The organism is Butyrivibrio sp. NC3005 (assembly GCF_000424545.1).
In the GTDB taxonomy this organism is placed as follows: Bacteria; Bacillota; Clostridia; order Lachnospirales; family Lachnospiraceae; genus Butyrivibrio.
On record NZ_KE384206.1, the window covers coordinates 77,420 to 96,381 of the forward strand.

19 protein-coding genes and 1 pseudogene are annotated in these 18,962 nt (G+C 34.0%); 19 read left to right on the forward strand and 1 reads right to left on the reverse strand.

Features of this window, described 5'->3' with window-relative positions; translation table 11 throughout:
* The first annotated feature begins 12 nt into the window (after positions 1 to 12).
* From G634_RS0115215 to pssE, 19 genes and pseudogenes are all read left to right on the forward strand, one after another.
* Positions 13 to 2,253 carry a DNA gyrase/topoisomerase IV subunit A gene (locus tag G634_RS0115215; RefSeq protein WP_026505977.1) on the forward strand — a complete coding sequence of 747 codons (2,241 nt, stop codon included), beginning with the start codon at positions 13 to 15 and terminating at the stop codon, positions 2,251 to 2,253.
* Positions 2,254 to 2,263: 10 nt separating this feature from the next.
* The gene (rsmD, locus tag G634_RS0115220; protein ID WP_026505978.1) at positions 2,264 to 2,815 is read left to right on the forward strand and encodes a 16S rRNA (guanine(966)-N(2))-methyltransferase RsmD; all 552 of its coding nucleotides are present in this window, start codon (positions 2,264 to 2,266) and stop codon (positions 2,813 to 2,815) included.
* 20 nt (positions 2,816 to 2,835) lie between these two features.
* Complete coding sequence (gene coaD / locus G634_RS0115225) at positions 2,836 to 3,312, forward strand: pantetheine-phosphate adenylyltransferase (RefSeq protein ID WP_026505979.1); 477 nt, start codon at positions 2,836 to 2,838, stop codon at positions 3,310 to 3,312.
* Between the two features lie 51 nt (positions 3,313 to 3,363).
* On the forward strand, positions 3,364 to 4,002 hold the full coding sequence (locus G634_RS0115230) for a hypothetical protein (protein ID WP_026505980.1): 639 nt from the start codon (positions 3,364 to 3,366) through the stop codon (positions 4,000 to 4,002).
* A 112-nt stretch (positions 4,003 to 4,114) separates the two neighbouring features.
* Positions 4,115 to 5,167, forward strand: coding sequence for an N-acetylmuramoyl-L-alanine amidase family protein (locus tag G634_RS20580; protein ID WP_051234113.1), 1,053 nt, complete (start codon positions 4,115 to 4,117; stop codon positions 5,165 to 5,167).
* 13 nt (positions 5,168 to 5,180) lie between these two features.
* Entirely contained in the window at positions 5,181 to 5,915 is a 735-nt protein-coding gene (locus G634_RS0115240; RefSeq protein WP_026505981.1) for a pseudouridine synthase, read from the forward strand.
* Between the two features lie 18 nt (positions 5,916 to 5,933).
* Complete coding sequence (locus G634_RS0115245; RefSeq protein ID WP_026505982.1) at positions 5,934 to 6,536, forward strand: hypothetical protein; 603 nt, start codon at positions 5,934 to 5,936, stop codon at positions 6,534 to 6,536.
* 91 nt (positions 6,537 to 6,627) lie between these two features.
* On the forward strand, positions 6,628 to 7,641 hold the full coding sequence (locus tag G634_RS0115250) for an RluA family pseudouridine synthase (RefSeq protein ID WP_026505983.1): 1,014 nt from the start codon (positions 6,628 to 6,630) through the stop codon (positions 7,639 to 7,641).
* A gap of 25 nt (positions 7,642 to 7,666) precedes the next feature.
* A complete protein-coding gene (locus tag G634_RS0115255) occupies positions 7,667 to 8,200 on the forward strand; it encodes a Holliday junction resolvase RecU (protein ID WP_026505984.1) in 534 nt (177 codons plus the stop codon).
* Between the two features lie 294 nt (positions 8,201 to 8,494).
* A complete protein-coding gene (gene hisZ, locus G634_RS19600; protein ID WP_242826829.1) occupies positions 8,495 to 9,631 on the forward strand; it encodes an ATP phosphoribosyltransferase regulatory subunit in 1,137 nt (378 codons plus the stop codon).
* Between the two features lie 27 nt (positions 9,632 to 9,658).
* Complete coding sequence (gene hisG / locus G634_RS0115265) at positions 9,659 to 10,297, forward strand: ATP phosphoribosyltransferase (RefSeq protein WP_026505985.1); 639 nt, start codon at positions 9,659 to 9,661, stop codon at positions 10,295 to 10,297.
* A 21-nt stretch (positions 10,298 to 10,318) separates the two neighbouring features.
* The gene (gene hisD / locus G634_RS0115270; protein ID WP_026505986.1) at positions 10,319 to 11,620 is read left to right on the forward strand and encodes a histidinol dehydrogenase; all 1,302 of its coding nucleotides are present in this window, start codon (positions 10,319 to 10,321) and stop codon (positions 11,618 to 11,620) included.
* Positions 11,617 to 12,201: pseudogene (gene hisB / locus G634_RS22045) on the forward strand (imidazoleglycerol-phosphate dehydratase HisB); the annotation flags it as partial. The gene hisD and the pseudogene hisB, both read left to right, overlap by 4 nt.
* A 21-nt stretch (positions 12,202 to 12,222) precedes the next feature.
* Positions 12,223 to 12,597: a phosphoribosyl-AMP cyclohydrolase gene (gene hisI, locus G634_RS22050; RefSeq protein WP_256379383.1), complete on the forward strand. Its 375-nt coding sequence runs from the start codon at positions 12,223 to 12,225 to the stop codon at positions 12,595 to 12,597.
* A gap of 98 nt (positions 12,598 to 12,695) precedes the next feature.
* Positions 12,696 to 14,609 carry a TIGR03960 family B12-binding radical SAM protein gene (locus tag G634_RS0115280; RefSeq protein ID WP_026505987.1) on the forward strand — a complete coding sequence of 638 codons (1,914 nt, stop codon included), beginning with the start codon at positions 12,696 to 12,698 and terminating at the stop codon, positions 14,607 to 14,609.
* A gap of 22 nt (positions 14,610 to 14,631) precedes the next feature.
* Positions 14,632 to 15,417: a TIGR03936 family radical SAM-associated protein gene (locus G634_RS0115285; protein WP_035800409.1), complete on the forward strand. Its 786-nt coding sequence runs from the start codon at positions 14,632 to 14,634 to the stop codon at positions 15,415 to 15,417.
* 9 nt (positions 15,418 to 15,426) lie between these two features.
* Positions 15,427 to 16,725 carry a ribonuclease E/G gene (locus G634_RS0115290; RefSeq protein ID WP_026505989.1) on the forward strand — a complete coding sequence of 433 codons (1,299 nt, stop codon included), beginning with the start codon at positions 15,427 to 15,429 and terminating at the stop codon, positions 16,723 to 16,725.
* A gap of 97 nt (positions 16,726 to 16,822) precedes the next feature.
* A complete protein-coding gene (gene pssD, locus G634_RS0115295) occupies positions 16,823 to 17,284 on the forward strand; it encodes a PssD/Cps14F family polysaccharide biosynthesis glycosyltransferase (RefSeq protein WP_026505990.1) in 462 nt (153 codons plus the stop codon).
* A gap of 116 nt (positions 17,285 to 17,400) precedes the next feature.
* Positions 17,401 to 17,910 (forward strand): PssE/Cps14G family polysaccharide biosynthesis glycosyltransferase, encoded by a 510-nt coding sequence (gene pssE, locus G634_RS0115300; RefSeq protein WP_026505991.1) that lies wholly within the window; start codon positions 17,401 to 17,403, stop codon positions 17,908 to 17,910.
* A gap of 194 nt (positions 17,911 to 18,104) precedes the next feature.
* On the opposite strand, the gene G634_RS0115305 is transcribed toward pssE, so the two are convergent.
* Complete coding sequence (locus G634_RS0115305; RefSeq protein WP_026505992.1) at positions 18,105 to 18,848, reverse strand: diguanylate cyclase domain-containing protein; 744 nt, start codon at positions 18,846 to 18,848, stop codon at positions 18,105 to 18,107.
* Positions 18,849 to 18,962: the final 114 nt, after the last annotated feature.

Consider the following 18,962-nt stretch of genomic DNA (forward strand, 5'->3'; position numbering starts at 1 on the left):
GGATCGTCTATAATGGAAGATCGTATTATTCGAAGTGAATACTCCGAAATTATGCAGAAGTCATATATTGACTACGCTATGAGTGTAATTGTATCTAGAGCTTTGCCGGATATCAGAGATGGTTTGAAACCGGTTCAAAGACGAACTTTATATGATATGTATGAGCTTGGCATCCGATATGACCGCCCTTACAGAAAAAGTGCGCGTATCGTAGGTGATACCATGGGTAAATATCATCCCCATGGTGATAGCTCTATTTACGATTGTCTTGTTGTAATGGCACAGACATTCAAAAAAGGTGTTCCGCTTGTTGACGGACATGGTAACTTTGGAACAATTGAGGGTGATGGCGCCGCAGCTATGCGTTACACAGAAGCAAGGCTGGCAAAAATCACCCAAGAAAATTTCCTCTCTGATCTTGATAAAGATATTGTAGATTTTGTTCCTAACTTTGACGAGACCGAAAAAGAACCTTCTGTATTGCCTGTTAAAATTCCAAATTTCTTAATAAATGGATCTGAAGGTATAGCTGTTGGTATGGCCACAAATACTCCACCACATAATCTTGCAGAGGTTATTGATGCAGAAATTTCGCTTATGCAAAATCCTGAAATGACCACAAAACAGCTGATGCGTTTTGTAAAAGGTCCTGATTTTCCAACTGGTGGAATTGTAATTAACCAAACCGACCTTGAAAGCATTTACGAAAAAGGCGAAGGAAAAATTCGATTAAGAGGAAAAGTAGAAACAGAAAAGACCAAGAACGGTCATATTAATCTAATTATTACTGAAATTCCTTATACAATGATAGGTAGTGGAATTTCCAAGTTTTGTCAGGATGTTGCTTCCCTTGCTGAAAAGAAGGTTTCAAATGATATTATTGATATTTCAAACCAGTCTTCCAAGGAAGGAGTTCGTATTGTAATCGAACTGCGTAAAAACACTGATGTAGAAAATTTCACAAATCTTTTATACAAAAAGACAAAGTTAGAAGATACATTTGGTGTTAATATGCTGGCAATATATAATGGCCGCCCGGAAACTATGGGATTAAAGGAAATATTGCAGGCTAATATTGATTTCCAGTTTGAGACAACAACAAGAAAATACACTACACTTTTAGCAAAAGAACGCGAGAAGAAAGAAATACAAGAAGGCCTTATAAAGGCATGCAATGTAATCGACCTTGTAATTGAAATCTTAAGGGGTTCTCATGATAGAGCACAAGCAAAGGAATGTCTTGTAAATGGAACAACCGAGGGAATAAATTTCAAATCCAGAGAATCAAAAGTAATGGCTTCTCAGCTGAAATTTACTCCTAGGCAGGCAGACGCAATTCTAGAAATGCGTTTGTATAAACTTATAGGACTTGAACTTGATGCCCTTGTAAAAGAGCATGAAGAAACTGTTGCCAATATATACAGATACGAAGATATTCTTGAAGACAGATTATCAATGTCAATGGTAATACAGGAAGAACTTAGAAATATTCGCAAGCAATATAAGAGCGCAAGAAAAACGGAAATTGGTAATTATGCCGAAGCTGTGTATGAAGAAAAACCTGAAGAAGAGATAGATGTTGCTTTTCTTATGGATAAGTTTGGTTATGTTAAAACTATAGATTCTAATACTTACGAAAAGAACTTTGAAACAATAAAGCAGGATTTTAAATACAGCTTTATTATGAAAAACACAGGAAAAGTATGTGTGTTTACGAATGTTGGTCAGCTTCATACTATTAAAGCTTCGGATATGCCGCAGGGAAAAATGCGCGATAAAGGTGTGCCTATTGACAATATATCTAATTTTGATACAACAAAAGAAGAGATTATTTGTGTAATGCCACAATCAAGCCTAAATCTATACAGAGTATTGTTTGTTACAGATTTGTCTATGATAAAGATTGTTGACGGTGGTGAATTTGATGTTACAAGAAAGAGTGTTGCTGCAACAAAACTTTCTGATGATGATAGGGTAAAATATGTGGGAATAATTGATGGAGAAGAGAGCGTAGTTTTGTCTACCAAAAATGGCTATTACCTCAGATTCCCTATTGAAGAGATTCCAACCCAGAAAAAAACTGCTGCAGGTGCCAAAGGCATGAATCTTGGCAAGGGAGATTTTATTGAAAATGTATGGCTCTTGCATGCGGAGGAAGAAAAAGTCGTTAAAGTAAATGATAAAAATGTTGCACTTTCAGATTTGAAAATTGCAGGTCGTGCAACCAAGGGTGTAAAACCCAAGAAAGGCTAGGATAATTAATATGAGAGTAATAGCTGGTGAAGCTCGTAGTATGCCACTTGTCACTCCTTCAGGGCAGGAGACAAGACCTACACAAGATAGAATCAAAGAAACACTCTTTAATATGATTCAAATGGAAGTACCAGGTTCTGTTTTCATTGATACATTTGCTGGAAGTGGCGGAATTGGAATCGAAGCACTTTCCCGAGGAGCAAAGCATGCTTACTTTATAGACAATGGAAAAGAACCCAATGCATGCATTCTTCAAAATCTTCATAAAACACATTTTGAGGATATGGCTACTGTTATCAAGAAAGATGTAACAATGGGACTTCGAAGCATCCATGAAAAAGAAGTTGACCTTGTTTATATTGATCCACCATACAAAGAAGGTCTGTATGAATATACTCTGCAGACATTAAGTCAGCTTCCGTATATCACGGAATATACAACAATTATATGTGAAGCAATTCTTGATGAGGATTTTTCTTTTGTAGAAGCCTTAGGGTTCAATATAACAAGAGAAAAGCTATACAAGAGTAACAAACATGTATTTTTAAAAAAAATAAAGTAATATAAGAGGCATTGTATTTTATGAAAGTTGCTGTATATCCGGGTTCTTTTGACCCGATAACATTAGGTCATTTGGACGTTATAAAAAGAGCATCTATTATGTTTGACAAAGTTATTGTCACTGTAATGAATAACTCTTCTAAGAGTTCATTGTTTTCAGTAGACGAACGTGTTAAAATGATAGAAGATATTACTAGGGATTTAGGTAATATTGAAGTAGATTCTTTCGATGGTTTGATGATTGACTATTGCAGGCAAAAAAATATTCATATTGTCCTGAGGGGGCTTAGAGCTATAACAGACTTTGAATATGAATTGCAAATTGCTCAAACCAATCGTGAACTTTCACACAATAACGTTGATACAGTGTTTCTAACAACTAATTTAAGGTATTCATACCTTAGCAGTTCGACTGTTAAAGAAATTGCAAGTTACCATGGTGATGTTTCATCAATGGTTACTGATAATGTTAGAATAGCACTTGAGGAAAGAATTTAATTTTCCTGATGAAAGGTAATTTGTCCAAAAAACTAAAAGGGGAGTCCGCCTATGAGCAGCAAAATCGAACAAATGATAGACGAAATTGATGCCTATATTGAGAATTGCAAATTTGTTGCTTTTTCCAATACTGACATCAGAGTAAATAAAGAGGAAATTCAGGAGCTTCTTCGAACACTTCGAGCTAAAACTCCTGATGAAATAAAGCGTTATCAGAAAATTGTTTCCAATAAAGAGGCAATTTTAAATGATGCTAAGACAAAAGCTGAACAGCTCATCGAGGATGCAAAAAAGCAGACTAATGAACTAATTGACGAAAATGTTATTATGAAGCAAGCTTATGAGCAGGCCAATCAAGTAGTAAGCGCTGCTGCAACTCAAGCTCAGGATCTTCTAAACAGAGCTACAATGGAAGCCAATACAATGAAGGCTTCTGCTGTACAGTATACAGATGGATTGTTAGCTGAAGTTGAACGTATATTGCAAAATTCTATTGATACTACAAATAAGCATTATGAAGGTATGCTCACAGATCTTTCTGCGTATGCAGAAATGGTTCGTTCCAATAGATCTGAACTGGTTCCACCTCAGGAAGAATCCTCACCTGATAAGTCTACAGAAGCTGATTATTCTGACTCTTCTCAGACAGGAACTATTCCTACTATGGAAGTAGCAGAAGGATTAACCTGAGAAAAACTACCTATTACAAAAGCAGCGATTGGTTCATTAGATCCGGCGCTGCTTTTTAAACTAAAAAATAATATCAAGGACAGTATTAAATAACAAGAACAGGAAGGGTAATATGAATAAGAAATCACTTAAGAAAAAAGTCAGCGTGGCTTTAGTTGCATTTTTAGTTTCTTCTAGTTTGTTTTCTATGAAAAGTTCAGAAAGCAAAGTTGAAGCTTCAAGAGTAGTTAACATCTGTATTGACCCGGGACACGGTGGAACAGGTGGAAGAAATCTTGGTGCTCAATATAATGGTCTGAGTGAAAAAGAAATTACTCTTAAAGTTGCAAATGCCATGAAAGAAGAACTTTCAAAATATGAAGGTGTCAATATCTATATGACAAGAACAACTGACACAGAAATATCACTCAAAAACAGAGCCGCATATGCAGCAAGTGTTAATGCTGATTTCGTTTATTCAATTCATTTTAATGCTTCTACAGGTCACGATCTTTGTGGTTCCGAAGTATGGACCTCTGGCTTTGGTTCTTTTTATCAAAAAGGTTACTCATTTGGTGAAATCGAGGAAAACGAGCTTTTAAATCTTGGAATTTATCCAAGAGGTGTTAAGACTAAACTCGGTACAAATGGTGATTATTATGGAATAATTAATAATTCCAGACTTTTTAATATTCCATGCGTAATAATCGAGCATTGTTATCTGGATCAGGGCGCGGATTTAAACTGGCTTAAATCATCAAAAGATCCATATACTATTCTTGGAAAGGCTGACGCTACAGCAGTCGCAAAATATTTTGGTCTTTCAAGCAGTTTATTAAAAGTAAACTATGGAAATTATCCAAAAAACAATGTAGTACCTCCAAAATTTCCTAAGGGAGAAGATTTAACAAATCCTACTGTCTGCAAGATTAATTCTGCTGTTAGGAATAAATCTGCAAAAAACATTACCGCAAATATTTCTGTAAAAGACCCTGATACAATGATTATATATTACAAATATAGTTTAGATGGTGGAATTACCTGGTCATCTGTCGTTGGTTGGAACAGAGCTCTTGAAACAGATACTGTGGTTATTCCTAATCCAAATAATTCTAAGATACTAACCATAAGAGCATACAACCAGTATGACCTTACTGCAGATAGCTTACCGGTAATAATGAAATAAAAAAGGATTTTTAATGAAAAGATTAGATAAGTTTCTTGGTGACCAAGGTATAGGCACAAGAAAAGAAATTAAAGACTATGTTAAAAACGGAGTTGTTAAGGTTAACGGAATTGTTGCCAAAAAACCAGATATGCACATTGATGAAGAGAATGATGAAGTAGTATTTATGGGACAAATACTTGTTTATGAAAAGTTCCGTTATTACATGCTTAATAAACCTGCTGATGTTGTATCCGCAACAAAAGACGGGAAAAGCATTACCGTTTTAAATCTATTAAAAAATGAAAATGTTAAAGGGCTTTCTCCAGTTGGACGTCTTGACAAAGACACTGAAGGACTTTTGATACTGACTGATGATGGTGGACTCATCCATAGCCTTTTATCTCCGACAAAACATGTTGATAAGGAATATGAAGTTCACTTAGAACATGAGATTTCTTCAAGTGATATCAAAAAACTTGAAGAAGGTGTTGATATTGGGGACATCAAAAAAAGTGGAGAAAAAGATATAACACTCCCTGCAAAATGCCGTCTAGGAGAAAAAGACGAAAAGGGAAGAAGTGTAATCTATTTAACGCTCCATGAAGGACGTTTTCATCAAGTAAAAAGAATGTTAGAAGCTGTAGGAAACAAAGTTGAATACTTAAAAAGAGTTAGAATGGGAGCAGTTATTCTAGATAGTAATCTTGACTTTGGAGAATATAGAAGACTTACATTAGAAGAAATCGAAAGTCTCAAAAATAATTAGAATAGTGTTAGGAAAATAATGAAAAAAATCACAAAAGGTCACAAAGGTTATATTGAATATAACAAAAGATTTACTTTTATTCGTTCTCTTATTTGTATAGGAATTGTGGTCGGACTGTTTCTAATAGGACTGATTCGTTTTAAAACAAATCAGAACGGGTTATCTATTGTTGCTGCACTTGGCTGTCTTCCGACTGGATGGAGTGTTGTTAACTTTATTATGTATTTCAGAGGAAAAAAAATAAGTGAAGATGCTTTTGAACGAATAGAGAAGTGTAAGGGAAGTCTTCTAGTTAATTATGAGCTTGAAATGACTTCTGAAAGGGCTACTTTTCACGTGGCAGCATTAACCGTACTTGAGAAAAATGTAATCGGCTTTACACAAGATGATGATATGGATATTTCTGACTGTGAAAAGCACATAGAACTTTTATTGAATCAAAACAAACATAATGATTACACAATCAAGATTTTCACGAAGCTTGATGATTTTTGCGAGAGATTAAAGCAACTTGAAAAGCTAAGAGAAGACCATAAAATAAATCCAAAAGAAATAGAAGCAAACTGGAAACCAGGAACAATTCAAACTCCTATGGGAGTTTTGATGTCGGCTTCTTTATAAGCTCGAGCCAATAAGTTTAGTAGTAATGTTAATGCTTACCTACATAATGCAGGTAAGCATTAACTAAATATGAGGAGAAAAAGCTAGTCTAATGAGAGAAATCAGAATACAGGAAAATGAAGCCGGAAAGAGATTTGATAAATTTCTATCGCAGTATTTGTCAAAAGCATCTTCCGGCTTTATTTATAAAATGCTTAGAAAAAAAAATATAGTATTAAATGACAAAAAAGCTGATGGTAAAGAAAAACTTGAAAAAGGCGATGTAGTTAAGATTTATTTTTCAGACGATACATTTTTAAAATTTGCAAATGAAAATATTAAGGCAATTGAAAGCGGAAAAGGTATATCCACTGCAACTTATGAAAAAGCATACAGAAAGCTAAAAAATATATCTATAGTCTTTGAAAACCACCACATTTTGCTTGTTAATAAGCCAGAAGGTGTATTAACTCAAAAGGCAGAACCTTCTGACATATCGCTGAATGAATGGGGAATTGGCTATCTTCTTGCTACAAATAAGATAGATGCAAAAAGTCTTACAACATTCAAGCCATCTATCTGCAACAGATTAGATAGAAACACATCAGGCATTGTTATAATAGCTATAACACTTCCTGGAGCACAGCTTATGGCAAAACTATTAAAAGAGCGAACACTTGAGAAATATTATAGAACGGTTGTAAGCGGCATTATTACCGATAAAGCGAGAATTAATGGCTTTTTACATAAGGACGAAAAAACTAATACAGTCAGTGTTTCTGAAGAAGAAAACGATGATTCTTCAAAGATAGTAACAGCCTATTATCCGATAAAACAAAATGAAAAAAAGAACATAACATATCTTGAAGTAGAACTTATAACTGGAAAAACACACCAAATAAGGGCGCATTTATCGAGTATAGGACATCCGCTTATAGGAGATTATAAATATGGAATTGAAGATATAAATACGTATTTCCGTTCAACATATGGCATTAAATCTCAGATGCTTCACTGCTATAGAGTTGTTTTTCCAAAAATGCCAGAAGGCTTTGAAGATTTAAGCGAACGAGAATTTGTTTCAGTGCTACCAACAAAAATGAACCAAGTTATAAATGAAATGTAAAAAATGACACAAGGAAAGAAAAAATATGGCAACGTGGAATTCCAGAGGACTTAGAGGTTCGGTATTAGAAGATATGGTAAACAGGACAAATGAAAAATATCTTTTAGATGGGCTTTGTCTCATGCAGAAAATACCAACACCTATTACACCGATTAATATTGATAAAGAAACAAGACATATAACACTTGCATATTTTGATCAAAAAAGTACGGTTGATTACATTGGCGCTGTTCAGGGAATTCCTGTATGCTTTGATGCAAAAGAGTGTGCTGTTGATACCTTTTCATTACAAAATATACATCCACATCAGGTTAAATTCATGGAAGAATTTGAAAAGCAGGATGGAGTAGCTTTTTTTCTAATTTATTATACTAGTAGAGATGAACTATATTATCTACCTTTCAGATATTTGAAAGTATTTTGGGAAAGAATGAAAGAAGGCGGAAGAAAGAGTTTTCGTCACGAAGAACTTGATGACAAATATTTCATAAGGCATAAACATGACGGCCTTGTTCCGTACCTTGAGGCTCTTCAACTTGATTTAGAAGAAAGAAATTAAAAAATGTATTAAAAGTCTTTGACAAGATTGCTTTTATCAGATATACTCTTAATAGTTTATTACATTAGATAAATAACACATTAACGTAATGAAGCGTTGTTGATTTTTTAATATGCCCTTTTGAGTAATTTATAGGTTATTGTTTTCATCTAGAAAATCAATAACCGTACCAGACCAAAATTTGTCGTTAAGAGAAATTTTGTCCTGCGAAGCAGGATTCTTGCTGATGATTATCCTAAATCTCAGCAAGAAGTCATATAATTAACCAAGCTCACCATATAAGGAGACTTTACAATGAATTTAGCTACTAAGAAAATGAATAGGGAACTGGTTCATACACCTGATGGTGTTCGTGACATTTATGGCAGAGAATGTAGTGATAGAAGCACTGTAAAACATCGAATCAAAGAAATAATGAAAAGGTTTGGATATTCAAATATTACAACGCCTACATTTGAATTCTTTGAAGTTTTTGCAAAAGAAATCAGCCAGGAAAACTCAAAAGATTTGTATAAATTTTTTGATAATGATGGAAGTACCATTGTACTAAGACCTGATTTCACTCCATCTGTTGCAAGATGTATAGCAAAATATTTCATGGAAAATGATGATTCTGTGCGCATTTGCTATAGTGGAAATACTTTTACTAATAATCATCGCCTCCAGGGAAAAATGTCTGAGCATACTCAACTTGGAGCTGAACTTATGTGTGATGGAAGTGTGTATGCTGATGCTGAAATAATAGCCATGATGATACAGTCGCTTGAAGAAACCGGGCTTAAAGATTTTCAGGTAACTATTGGCGAAGCTGATTACTACAGAGGAATTTGCGAAGAAGCTAAAATTGATGAAGCTACTGAAATCGAATTAAGAGATGCTATTTCTGGCAAAAATTACTTTGCTGCAGAAAAAATCCTTATTGATGCCGGTGTTGAAGATAAGTATATTAACATTTTGCTTAATTCTCCGGATTTTGCAAAGGCCAATGAACTTGATAATGCACTTATTAATGTAAATAATAAACGATCAAGCTCAGCTATTGCACACCTTAAAAGTCTATATCAAAAGCTCAAAATATATGGTGTTGAAAAATACATTTCTTTTGATTTATCCATGCTTTCTCCATTGAATTATTACACAGGAGTAATGTTTAGAGCTTATACTTATGGCGTTGGAGATGCTATTGCGACTGGCGGAAGATATGATACGCTTTTGAGCAAATTCGGGAAAGATGCGCCTGCTATAGGTTTTATGGTTGATTTAGAATACCTTATGAAAGCTCTGTACAGCCAGAAGATTAATATTCCATTTGCAGAAGGACATCAAACTCTTTATTTTACAGATGACAACTACGAAGAAATACTCCAAAAGGCAAGAAAACTTCGAAATGCTGGATATTATGTTGCACTTGAAAAAATTTCTGAATCTTAATTCTTTAAACTAGTGAAAGGTGATAATATGCGTTATTTAACATTTGCACTTGGAAAAGGCCGGCTTGTTAATCAAACAATGGAGCTGCTTGATAAATGTGGTATTACTTGTAACGAAGTTACTGACAAAAATACGAGAAAACTTATTTTTACCAATGAAGAATTAAAACTGAAATTCTTTTTAGCAAAAGGTCCTGATGTCCCTACCTATGTAGAGTATGGAGCTGCTGATATTGGAATTGTTGGTGAAGATACTATTTTAGAAGAGCAGCGAAATGTATATGAAGTTCTTGATCTTGGTTTTGGAAAATGCAGGATGTGTGTCGCTGGTCCAAAATCAGCAAAAGAACTCCTTGACCATCATGAAATGATTCGAGTTGCAAGTAAATATCCTAACATTGCAAAAGACTATTTTTATAATAAAAAAAATCAAACAGTTGATATTATAAAATTAAACGGTTCAGTTGAACTTGGACCTATTGTGGGGTTGTCCGATGTAATTGTTGATATAGTGGAAACCGGTTCAACTCTTAAGGCTAACGGATTGGAAGTACTCGAAGAAATCTGTCCACTTTCCGCAAGGGTTATTGTCAATCAGGTAAGTATGCAGATTGAAACGGATAGGATTCGAAAACTAATTAAAGCTATGAAAGAAAATCTGGATTAAGTATATTAGGGAGAATGGAATATGCGAATTGTAAAACTTACTAATGAATCAAAAAAAGAGCTTCTGGATTTGTTGGAAAATAGAAGTCCTGCAAGTTATATAGAATATGAACAAACAGTAAATGATATTATCTCAAATGTACGAACAAATGGTGACAAGGCCTTATTTGACTATACAAAAAAGTTTGATAAATGCGACATTAGCTCTGATAACATTCTGGTAACCAAAGAAGAAATTCAAGAAGCTTATACAAAAATTTCTCCTGATTTTATAGAAGTGATGAAAAAGGCTGCTGCCAATATTAGAGATTTTCATGAAAAGCAAAAGAGAAATACTTGGATTGAGACAAAAGATGATGGTTCTATACTTGGTCAAAGAATTCTTCCAATCGAGAAGTCAGGAGTATATGTTCCAGGTGGAAAAGCAGCATATCCAAGTAGTGTCCTAATGAATATTGTTCCTGCCAAAGTTGCAGGAGTTAATGAAATTATCGCATGCACGCCTCCTGGAAAAGATGGAAAAGTTAATCCTGGAACACTAGTGGCTGCGGATATAGCCGGCGCCGATAGAGTATATAAAGTTGGCGGTGCTCAAGCTATTGCGGCAATGGCTTTTGGCACAGAATCTATTCCTAAAGTTGACAAGATAACAGGTCCAGGAAATATTTTTGTTGCTCTAGCAAAAAAAGCTTGCTTTGGATATGTTTCTATTGATTCTATTGCTGGTCCATCCGAAATTTTGGTTATTGCAGATGAAACTTCCAATCCAAGATGGGTTGCTGCTGATTTGCTTTCTCAAGCAGAACATGATGAAATGGCAAGTGCTATTTTGGTTACAACTTCTGAAGAAATTGCCAAAAAAGTCTCTGAAGAAGTTGATAAATTTGTCAAAGTACTAGAAAGAAAAGAAATAATAACAAAATCACTTGATAGCTATGGATATATCTTTGTCGCTCAAAATATGGATGATGCAATCGACTGTGCTAATGCAATTGCTTCTGAACATTTAGAAATTATTACTAAAAATCCTTTTGAAACAATGACAAAAATAAAAAATGCTGGTGCAATTTTCCTTGGTCACTATTCATCCGAGCCACTTGGAGACTATTTTGCAGGACCTAACCATATCCTTCCAACCAATCAAACTGCAAGATTTTTTAGTCCATTATCTGTAGATGACTTTGTAAAAAAGACCAGTATCATCTCTTATTCACGAGAGGGACTAAAATCTGTACACAAAGATATAGAACTTTTTGCCAAAGAAGAATTCTTAACTGCACATGCCAACAGTATTGCAGTTCGTTTTGAAGGAGATACCCAATGAGCAGAATAGCAACAGTTCATAGAAAAACAGGAGAGACTAATATATCTGTTACTATCAACCTTGATGGTAGCGGAAAAGCGGATATTGCAACCGGTATTGGTTTTTTGGATCATATGTTGAATGCTTTTGCCAGGCACGGATTTTTCGATTTAAGTGTCAAAGTTAAGGGAGACTATGAAGTAGATGGCCATCATAGCGTAGAAGATACTGGAATAGTGATTGGTCAGGCTATAGCTAAAGCTGTCGGAGATAAAAAAGGTATAAAACGATATGGAAGCTGCACTCTACCTATGGATGAAACACTTTCAATGTGCGCTGTAGATTTATGCGGACGTCCATATTTCGTTTCAGATGCTTGTTTTACTGCACCAATGGTTGGAGATTTTGATACACAGCTTGTAGAAGAGTTTTTCTATGCATTATCCTATAGTGCTATGATTAACTTGCATTTTAAGCTCTTTTCAGGACAAAATGATCATCATAAGATTGAAGCAATGTTTAAATCTTTTGCAAAAGCCATGGATGAAGCGACACAATTTGATACACGTATCACAGAAGTTTTAAGTACTAAAGGAAGTCTTGGCGAAAGTATTGATAGTGAGATTGATTGTAATGAAGAGTATTCAAAAAAGCCTTTAAAAACGGATTATAAATGGTCTGATTTTAAACTTGGCCCAGATAATCTTGTACCTGTTGTGGTGCAGGACTACTTGTCAAATCAGGTGCTTATGGTTGCTTACATGAATGAAGAAGCATTTAATACAACTATCGCAACCGGAAAAATGACTTATTACAGCAGGTCGCGAAAAGAACTGTGGATAAAAGGAAATACAAGTGGACATTTTCAATATGTACAAGACCTTGTAGCTGATTGTGATAAAGATACGATTCTTGCAAAAGTTAAGCAGATTGGAGCAGCTTGTCACACGGGTTCTTATTCATGTTTCTTTAATTCAATTGCCAAAATTGATTTATGATGTTAAATTATAAAGGGGTGGCTCTAGCAGATGCCGGAGTACTCCTTTTTATTTTTGTAAAAAATTATTATAGAAATTCTGATTGGAGTTGTTAATAGATGAATGAAAATCTAGCTTTAACTGATGAAATACTTTTATCAGTTTCTAAACCAGAACGTTATATTGGAAATGAAGTTAATAGCGTTACCAAGAATAAAGATGACGTTAAAATTCGTTTTGCTTTCTGTTTCCCTGACGTTTATGAAATTGGAATGTCTCATTTGGGAATCCAAATTTTGTATGGAATGTTCAATTCTTACGAAGATGTATGGTGCGAAAGAGTTTATTCTCCATGGATGGATATGGATGCTGTAATGAGAAAAAACAACATTCCATTATTCTGTCTTGAGTCGCAGGATCCTGTAAAAAACTTTGATTTCCTTGCATTTACTCTGCAGTATGAACTTTGCTACACTAACATTCTGCAGGTTCTTGATTTATCTGGAATACCTTTTTTGAGTAAAGACAGAACAGATTTCTCATATCCGATTGTTATCGGCGGAGGTCCATGTACGTATAATCCTGAGCCTATAGCTGATTTCTTTGATATTTTCTATATTGGTGAAGGAGAAACACAATATAGGGCTCTCTTTGATTTATACGAAAAAGCTAAAGAAAGTGGAACGACCAAACATGATTTTTTGCTGGAAGTAGCAAAAATTCCTGGAATGTATATTCCATCATTTTATGATGTAGCTTATAAAGAAGACGGAACTATTGAGTCTATGACTCCTAAATATGACGGTGTTCCTTCTCATATCTCAAAGGAAGTTGTAACAAATCTTGACGAAGCTTTTTATCCTACCAAACCTGTAGTTCCATTTATTAAGGCTACGCAGGATAGAATTGTTCTTGAAGTTATGCGTGGATGCATCAGAGGATGTAGATTCTGTCAGGCAGGACAGCTTTATAGACCAAAGCGAGAAAAAAGCGTTGAAGTTCTTAAAAAGTATGCTCTTGAAATGCTGAAAAATACAGGTTATGAAGAAATATCTTTAAGTTCTCTTTCGACAAGTGACTACTCACAATTACCAGAACTATTGGATTTCCTTCTTCGTGAGTGTGGTAGCAGACATGTTAATATTTCACTCCCTTCACTACGAATCGATAACTTCTCATTAGATGTTATGAGTAAAGTACAGGATATCAAAAAAAGTTCTTTAACATTTGCTGCAGAAGCTGGAACTCAAAGGCTTAGAGATGTAATTAATAAAGGTGTTACTGTTGAAGATATTCTGCGTGGAAGTCGAGAAGCTTTTGAAGGCGGTTGGAATAAAGTTAAATTTTATTTCATGCTTGGCCATCCGACAGAAACAGATGAAGATATTGCTGGTATCGGTGAAATCTGCAATGCAGTGGCGGCAGAATATTATGCAACATTACCTAAAGAAAAGAGAAACGGAAAAAGCATAGACATCACTGCAAGTACAAGTTTCTTTGTTCCAAAACCGTTTACTCCATTTCAATGGGCAAGAATGAATACACCTGAAGAGTTTCTTACAAAAGCAGCAAAGACTAAAGCTGGCATAAGAAGTCAGGTTAATCAGCGTCATATTCGTTATATGTGGCATGAAGCGGATGCAAGCATGCTCGAAGGAGTCTTTGCAAGAGGTGACAGACATTTATGTGATGTTATCTTAAAAGCATACCAAAATGGTTGTGTATATGATGCATGGAGTGAATATTTTCACTATGATATTTGGCTCAAAACATTTGAAGAATGTGGTGTTAACCCAGATTTTTACACTGTTCGCGAAAGAAAAGATGATGAGATTTTTCCATGGGATATTCTCGACTGCGGTGTAGATAAGTCTTTCCTTTTAAGAGAATGGCATACTGCACAAAATGGCAGTGTTTCACCAAATTGTGCACAACAATGTCTTGGTTGTGGTGCTAGAAAATATGGTGTAGGCGTCTGCTACGATAAAAAAGATCCTAACGCTGGCAAGAGCTGTAGCGGTGAAGCAAGATAAATAGGACAGGAGTTATTTGAAAATGGAAAAAATACGTTTAAAGTTTACCAAGAACGGTCCAATACGCTTTATAGGTCATTTGGATCTTATGAGATATTTCCAAAAATGCAACAGACGAGCAGAGATTAATGTTAAATATTCTGAAGGCTATAGTCCTCATCAGATTATGTCATTTGCAGAACCTCTTAGTGTCGGTGCCACAAGTGATGGTGAATACATTGATATTCAGCTTGATAGTCCTGTAGACCTCAACAAAATGAAAGACGATCTTAACAGTGTAATGAATGAAGGAGTAAAGATTACCGCAATCGAGCATCTTGATGAACATTCTCAAAAGGCTATGACTATGGTCGATGCTGCCGAATGGATTCTTACTTTCAGAAATGGAAAAGAACCTTGTAAAGATTGGGAAAATATGCTCATGAAGTATATTGATTCAGATAAACTTATGGCTGTTAAGAAAAGCAAAAAGGGTGAAGTTGAAATTGATATGAAACCTTTTATTTACAGGTTCGAGATAGTTGATAGGGATAAACTTCAAGGATTTTCAAACAAGAATTATAGATACGAAGATAATTCTCTTTCAAAAGACTGCAAATGTATTCATATGCTTATAAGTTCTGGCAGTAGAGATCATTTAAAACCAGGACTTATAATTGAAAATTTCTACAAATCTCTTGGTATCGAAATGCCTGATTTTGTATATAAAATTCACAGGGTAGACACTTATTTATCCGAAAGTGACGATAAAGGAACCTATGAAATTCCTATGATTGCAGAATCATGCGAAAAAATCTATATAAACTAGGATTTAGATATGGAATTAATTAAACCGTATTCCAAAATGGAAAAATATAACTTCAATAAACATATTCTTGTTTTAGAAGAAAACGATAGTATAAGAATCTGTGCAATAGATGACAAAAAATTAGAGCTTTGCTTCTCCTGTCCAAAAAGGCAGGACGAAGCAAAAAAGGGGAACGTTGTTTCTTCTATTTATGTTGGAAGAGTTGATTACATTGTTGATAACTTGAACGCTGCATTTGTAAAATATCAGAATGTAGAAGATAAGCAATACTCTATTGGTTATCTTCCTTTTTCTGAAATAATAAGCGAATGTGTCATAAATAGACATTTTAAAACAGGTGATAGATTAAAAGGTGGAGATTTAGTTATAGTCCAAATTTTAAAAGCACCGGTTAAAACAAAGCAGGCAACTCTAACTATGAAACTTAGTTTAAGTAGTAAAATAACTGCTATAACTTTAGGAAAAAGAGGAATTGGCTGCTCAAGAAAACTTTCCGAAAGTGATAAAGATAGTCTTTTAAAAGAATGTAAAAAAAACAAAGAACTGGTTTCGTTTCTTGAAGAGCATGACAACATGCCTTCTAGAGGTCTTATTCTACGAACAGAGCTTTCTCATAGAAAAAACGAAGAATCAGTAGTCGATGATATTTTTAATGATTCTAAAGCAATCACAGATACTCTAACAGATATAATAAACAAGGGAAAACATCTTTCAATTGGAACTTGTCTATACATGCCTCAAACTGATGATATAATATCGAGATATCTAAAGGCTTGCTTTGATTTCTTTAATCAAGACTCCAAAAATGAGATTGAAATAATTGCTCAGACATGTTCAATGAAAAATATTATTGAAGACTCTGTTTGGCGAAAAGAAAATCCTGACATGCTTGTACGAGAATGGATAGATGAAAATGTTTCGCTTAATGTTCTTTATCGAATTTCCTCACAGCTTGATGAAATAAAAAAGAAAAATGTCTGGCTGAACAGCGGAGCATATCTTGTTGTAGAATCTACCGAAGCTATGCATGTTATAGATGTTAATACAGGAAAAAGTATAAAACAAAAAGGAAATCTTTTTTTACAGATAAATATTGAAGCTGCAAAAGAAATTCTAAGACAGATACGTTTACGAAATCTGACTGGAATGATAATGGTTGATTTTATAAACATGCAATCTCAAAAAGATTATAGTGCACTTAAAGATGTTATTATTACGGAATGTAAAAAGGATTATAGCCATGTTCGCTTTGTTGATTTTACTCTATTGGGAATAGGAGAATTTATCAGAAGCCGAACAGAAAAATAATTTTTTTTAAAAATAATGTTTATTTTATCTGAATTTGTGATATCATTAAATAAGTTTTTAATGGGTGATTTTTGTATGAATAGGGTTTAAGGGATATATGGGATATAAAGTTTGTTTTGCTGCTTCCGCTGGAGGACACTTAGAAGAAGTTTCGTGTCTTAAGGAGTTGGCAGAAAAGTATGATTCTTTTCTTTTCACGGAAGAAGTAGAGTTCTCAGAAAATAAAATCTGTGAAAGGACTATTACAGTACCGGTTATCAACCGACATGAAAAAGGTTTTTTCTTTAACTTCATTAAGTTAACTCTAAAGTCCAATGACGTACTAAAAAAAGAGCGTCCGGACTTCATTATTTCCACAGGAGCTTTGGCTACTGTTCCAATATGTATTTTAGGAAAACTCAAAAGAGTTAAAGTTATCTATATAGAATCTTTCGCTAGAGTTGATGAATTATCATTAACAGGAAAAATTATGAAGCACGTCGCTGATTTATTTATCTATCAGTGGGAAGATTTGAAAGATAAAGTACCGAACGGTGTATTCGGAGGCGGAATTTTTTGATTTCTTTTCCTGGAAATTCTTATTCAATTTTTGAAAAAAGTTTTGGTTTTAATTAACCTGTAATTTGCAGGTTAACAGTTAAACATAAATAAGTTTTGCTGAAAGGGGATTAGGGTATGATTTTTGTAACGTTGGGTACACAAAAGTTTCAGTTGAATCGTCTTTTAAGACAGATTGATATTATGATTGAAAATGGGGAAATCAAAGAACCTGTTATTGCACAGGTTGGTAATTCTGATTATTCTCCAAGGCATTATAAATATCAGCCTTTTTTTGACAAAGACGAAATGGGAAGATTAATGAGAGAAAGCAGTCTTGTTATTACTCATTGCGGCGTTGGTTCTATTATTCAAGCTATGCAATGCAAGACACCAATAATTGTTTTTCCTCGTTTGGCAAAATACAGAGAACATGTTGATGATCATCAGCTTGATATTGCCAGAGTTTTTTCTTTGAAAAATTATGTTCTTGTATGTCAGGATGAAAAACAGCTTGCTGATAGCATTGCTAAGGCCAAGAGTATGCATTTTGACTATTACCACAGCCAGCGCAAGAGAATGGTTAATACAATCCAGTCATATATGCTTACAGTAGAGAATACCGCATTAGTAAGTCGTCATGCATAAAACAAGACACTGATTTTTGATTTTTCTCTTGTAAAAAAATTACTATTTTAAATAGACTTATATACGAATAATTAAATAATTACAAAAAGGATATTTTCGAAAGATAATAAAGATTTTTTTCTTCGAAGATATCCTTTTTTTCTTGCTTAATCAACAACTTATAATTCTTATGATTTAGTTAAGTAGAATGATTCTTAAAAAAATTTATTATATATCCTTCCTGGTCTTGTATGCATTCTATGATAAGCTTCCGTTATAATATCAGAAAACCTAGTCGCTTGTAATTCACTATTTAAAACATATTTATAATAAGGAGATATTGGGTGAACAAGATTAAGTTTATTATATTTTTCAACACGTTGCTCAAGATTTCTAAAGAAATCATCCATAAGTTGTCTATTACACTCCTGAATTATAAGAAGAAATTCATTACCACCGTTTCTACCTACAAATCCGAAATCTTCACTAATATCTTCAAGCATCCACGAAAAGTCAATAATGGCTTGATTACCAGCATCTCTACCTATTGATTCGTTTATTGTTACAAGATTGCCAATAGTAATAATGGCACATCCTACATTTTCTATACTTTTATTTTTTCCATACATTTCAAAAATTAAATCACATGATAATCTGTTAGGTATCCCTGTGAGATTGTCCAAAAGATTTCTGTCTGCCGAATTTTCGATATCCTCTATTTTAGGAATAAATGATAACAATTCATAAATCAAAAAAAATATTATAAGAGTAAATACAACTAATAATATAGTAAAAGGTCCAAAGAAGGAATTAAAACTAATCATTTTATAACTATAATAATGATAAATAACAGCAAAAAGAAAGCAGACGAAAACCACTAATATCTCAACAATCTTGACTTTCTTATATTGCTTGGATATCTGATTATTTTTTTCTGGCTCTGCCACATTTATTCCCATCTACACTTTTCTCCTTAAGAAAATTAATAACAATGTTTTTTATTTCAAAGCTCATCATTACCTTTAAACTAATTATAACAAATATTATCTAAAATATAAACAAAAACTTAAAAC

What these genes read in the sequence shown, in the direction of transcription:
- G634_RS0115215 (WP_026505977.1), top strand. Translation starts at nt 13, where the DNA reads ATGGAAGATCGTATTATTCGAAGTGAATACTCCGAAATTATGCAGAAG.
- rsmD (WP_026505978.1), top strand. Translation starts at nt 2,264, where the DNA reads ATGAGAGTAATAGCTGGTGAAGCTCGTAGTATGCCACTTGTCACTCCT.
- coaD (WP_026505979.1), top strand. Translation starts at nt 2,836, where the DNA reads ATGAAAGTTGCTGTATATCCGGGTTCTTTTGACCCGATAACATTAGGT.
- G634_RS0115230 (WP_026505980.1), top strand. Translation starts at nt 3,364, where the DNA reads ATGAGCAGCAAAATCGAACAAATGATAGACGAAATTGATGCCTATATT.
- G634_RS20580 (WP_051234113.1), top strand. Translation starts at nt 4,115, where the DNA reads ATGAATAAGAAATCACTTAAGAAAAAAGTCAGCGTGGCTTTAGTTGCA.
- G634_RS0115240 (WP_026505981.1), top strand. Translation starts at nt 5,181, where the DNA reads ATGAAAAGATTAGATAAGTTTCTTGGTGACCAAGGTATAGGCACAAGA.
- G634_RS0115245 (WP_026505982.1), top strand. Translation starts at nt 5,934, where the DNA reads ATGAAAAAAATCACAAAAGGTCACAAAGGTTATATTGAATATAACAAA.
- G634_RS0115250 (WP_026505983.1), top strand. Translation starts at nt 6,628, where the DNA reads ATGAGAGAAATCAGAATACAGGAAAATGAAGCCGGAAAGAGATTTGAT.
- G634_RS0115255 (WP_026505984.1), top strand. Translation starts at nt 7,667, where the DNA reads ATGGCAACGTGGAATTCCAGAGGACTTAGAGGTTCGGTATTAGAAGAT.
- hisZ (WP_242826829.1), top strand. Translation starts at nt 8,495, where the DNA reads ATGAATTTAGCTACTAAGAAAATGAATAGGGAACTGGTTCATACACCT.
- hisG (WP_026505985.1), top strand. Translation starts at nt 9,659, where the DNA reads ATGCGTTATTTAACATTTGCACTTGGAAAAGGCCGGCTTGTTAATCAA.
- hisD (WP_026505986.1), top strand. Translation starts at nt 10,319, where the DNA reads ATGCGAATTGTAAAACTTACTAATGAATCAAAAAAAGAGCTTCTGGAT.
- G634_RS0115280 (WP_026505987.1), top strand. Translation starts at nt 12,696, where the DNA reads ATGAATGAAAATCTAGCTTTAACTGATGAAATACTTTTATCAGTTTCT.
- G634_RS0115285 (WP_035800409.1), top strand. Translation starts at nt 14,632, where the DNA reads ATGGAAAAAATACGTTTAAAGTTTACCAAGAACGGTCCAATACGCTTT.
- G634_RS0115290 (WP_026505989.1), top strand. Translation starts at nt 15,427, where the DNA reads ATGGAATTAATTAAACCGTATTCCAAAATGGAAAAATATAACTTCAAT.
- pssD (WP_026505990.1), top strand. Translation starts at nt 16,823, where the DNA reads ATGGGATATAAAGTTTGTTTTGCTGCTTCCGCTGGAGGACACTTAGAA.
- pssE (WP_026505991.1), top strand. Translation starts at nt 17,401, where the DNA reads ATGATTTTTGTAACGTTGGGTACACAAAAGTTTCAGTTGAATCGTCTT.
- G634_RS0115305 (WP_026505992.1), bottom strand. Translation starts at nt 18,848, where the DNA reads ATGGGAATAAATGTGGCAGAGCCAGAAAAAAATAATCAGATATCCAAG.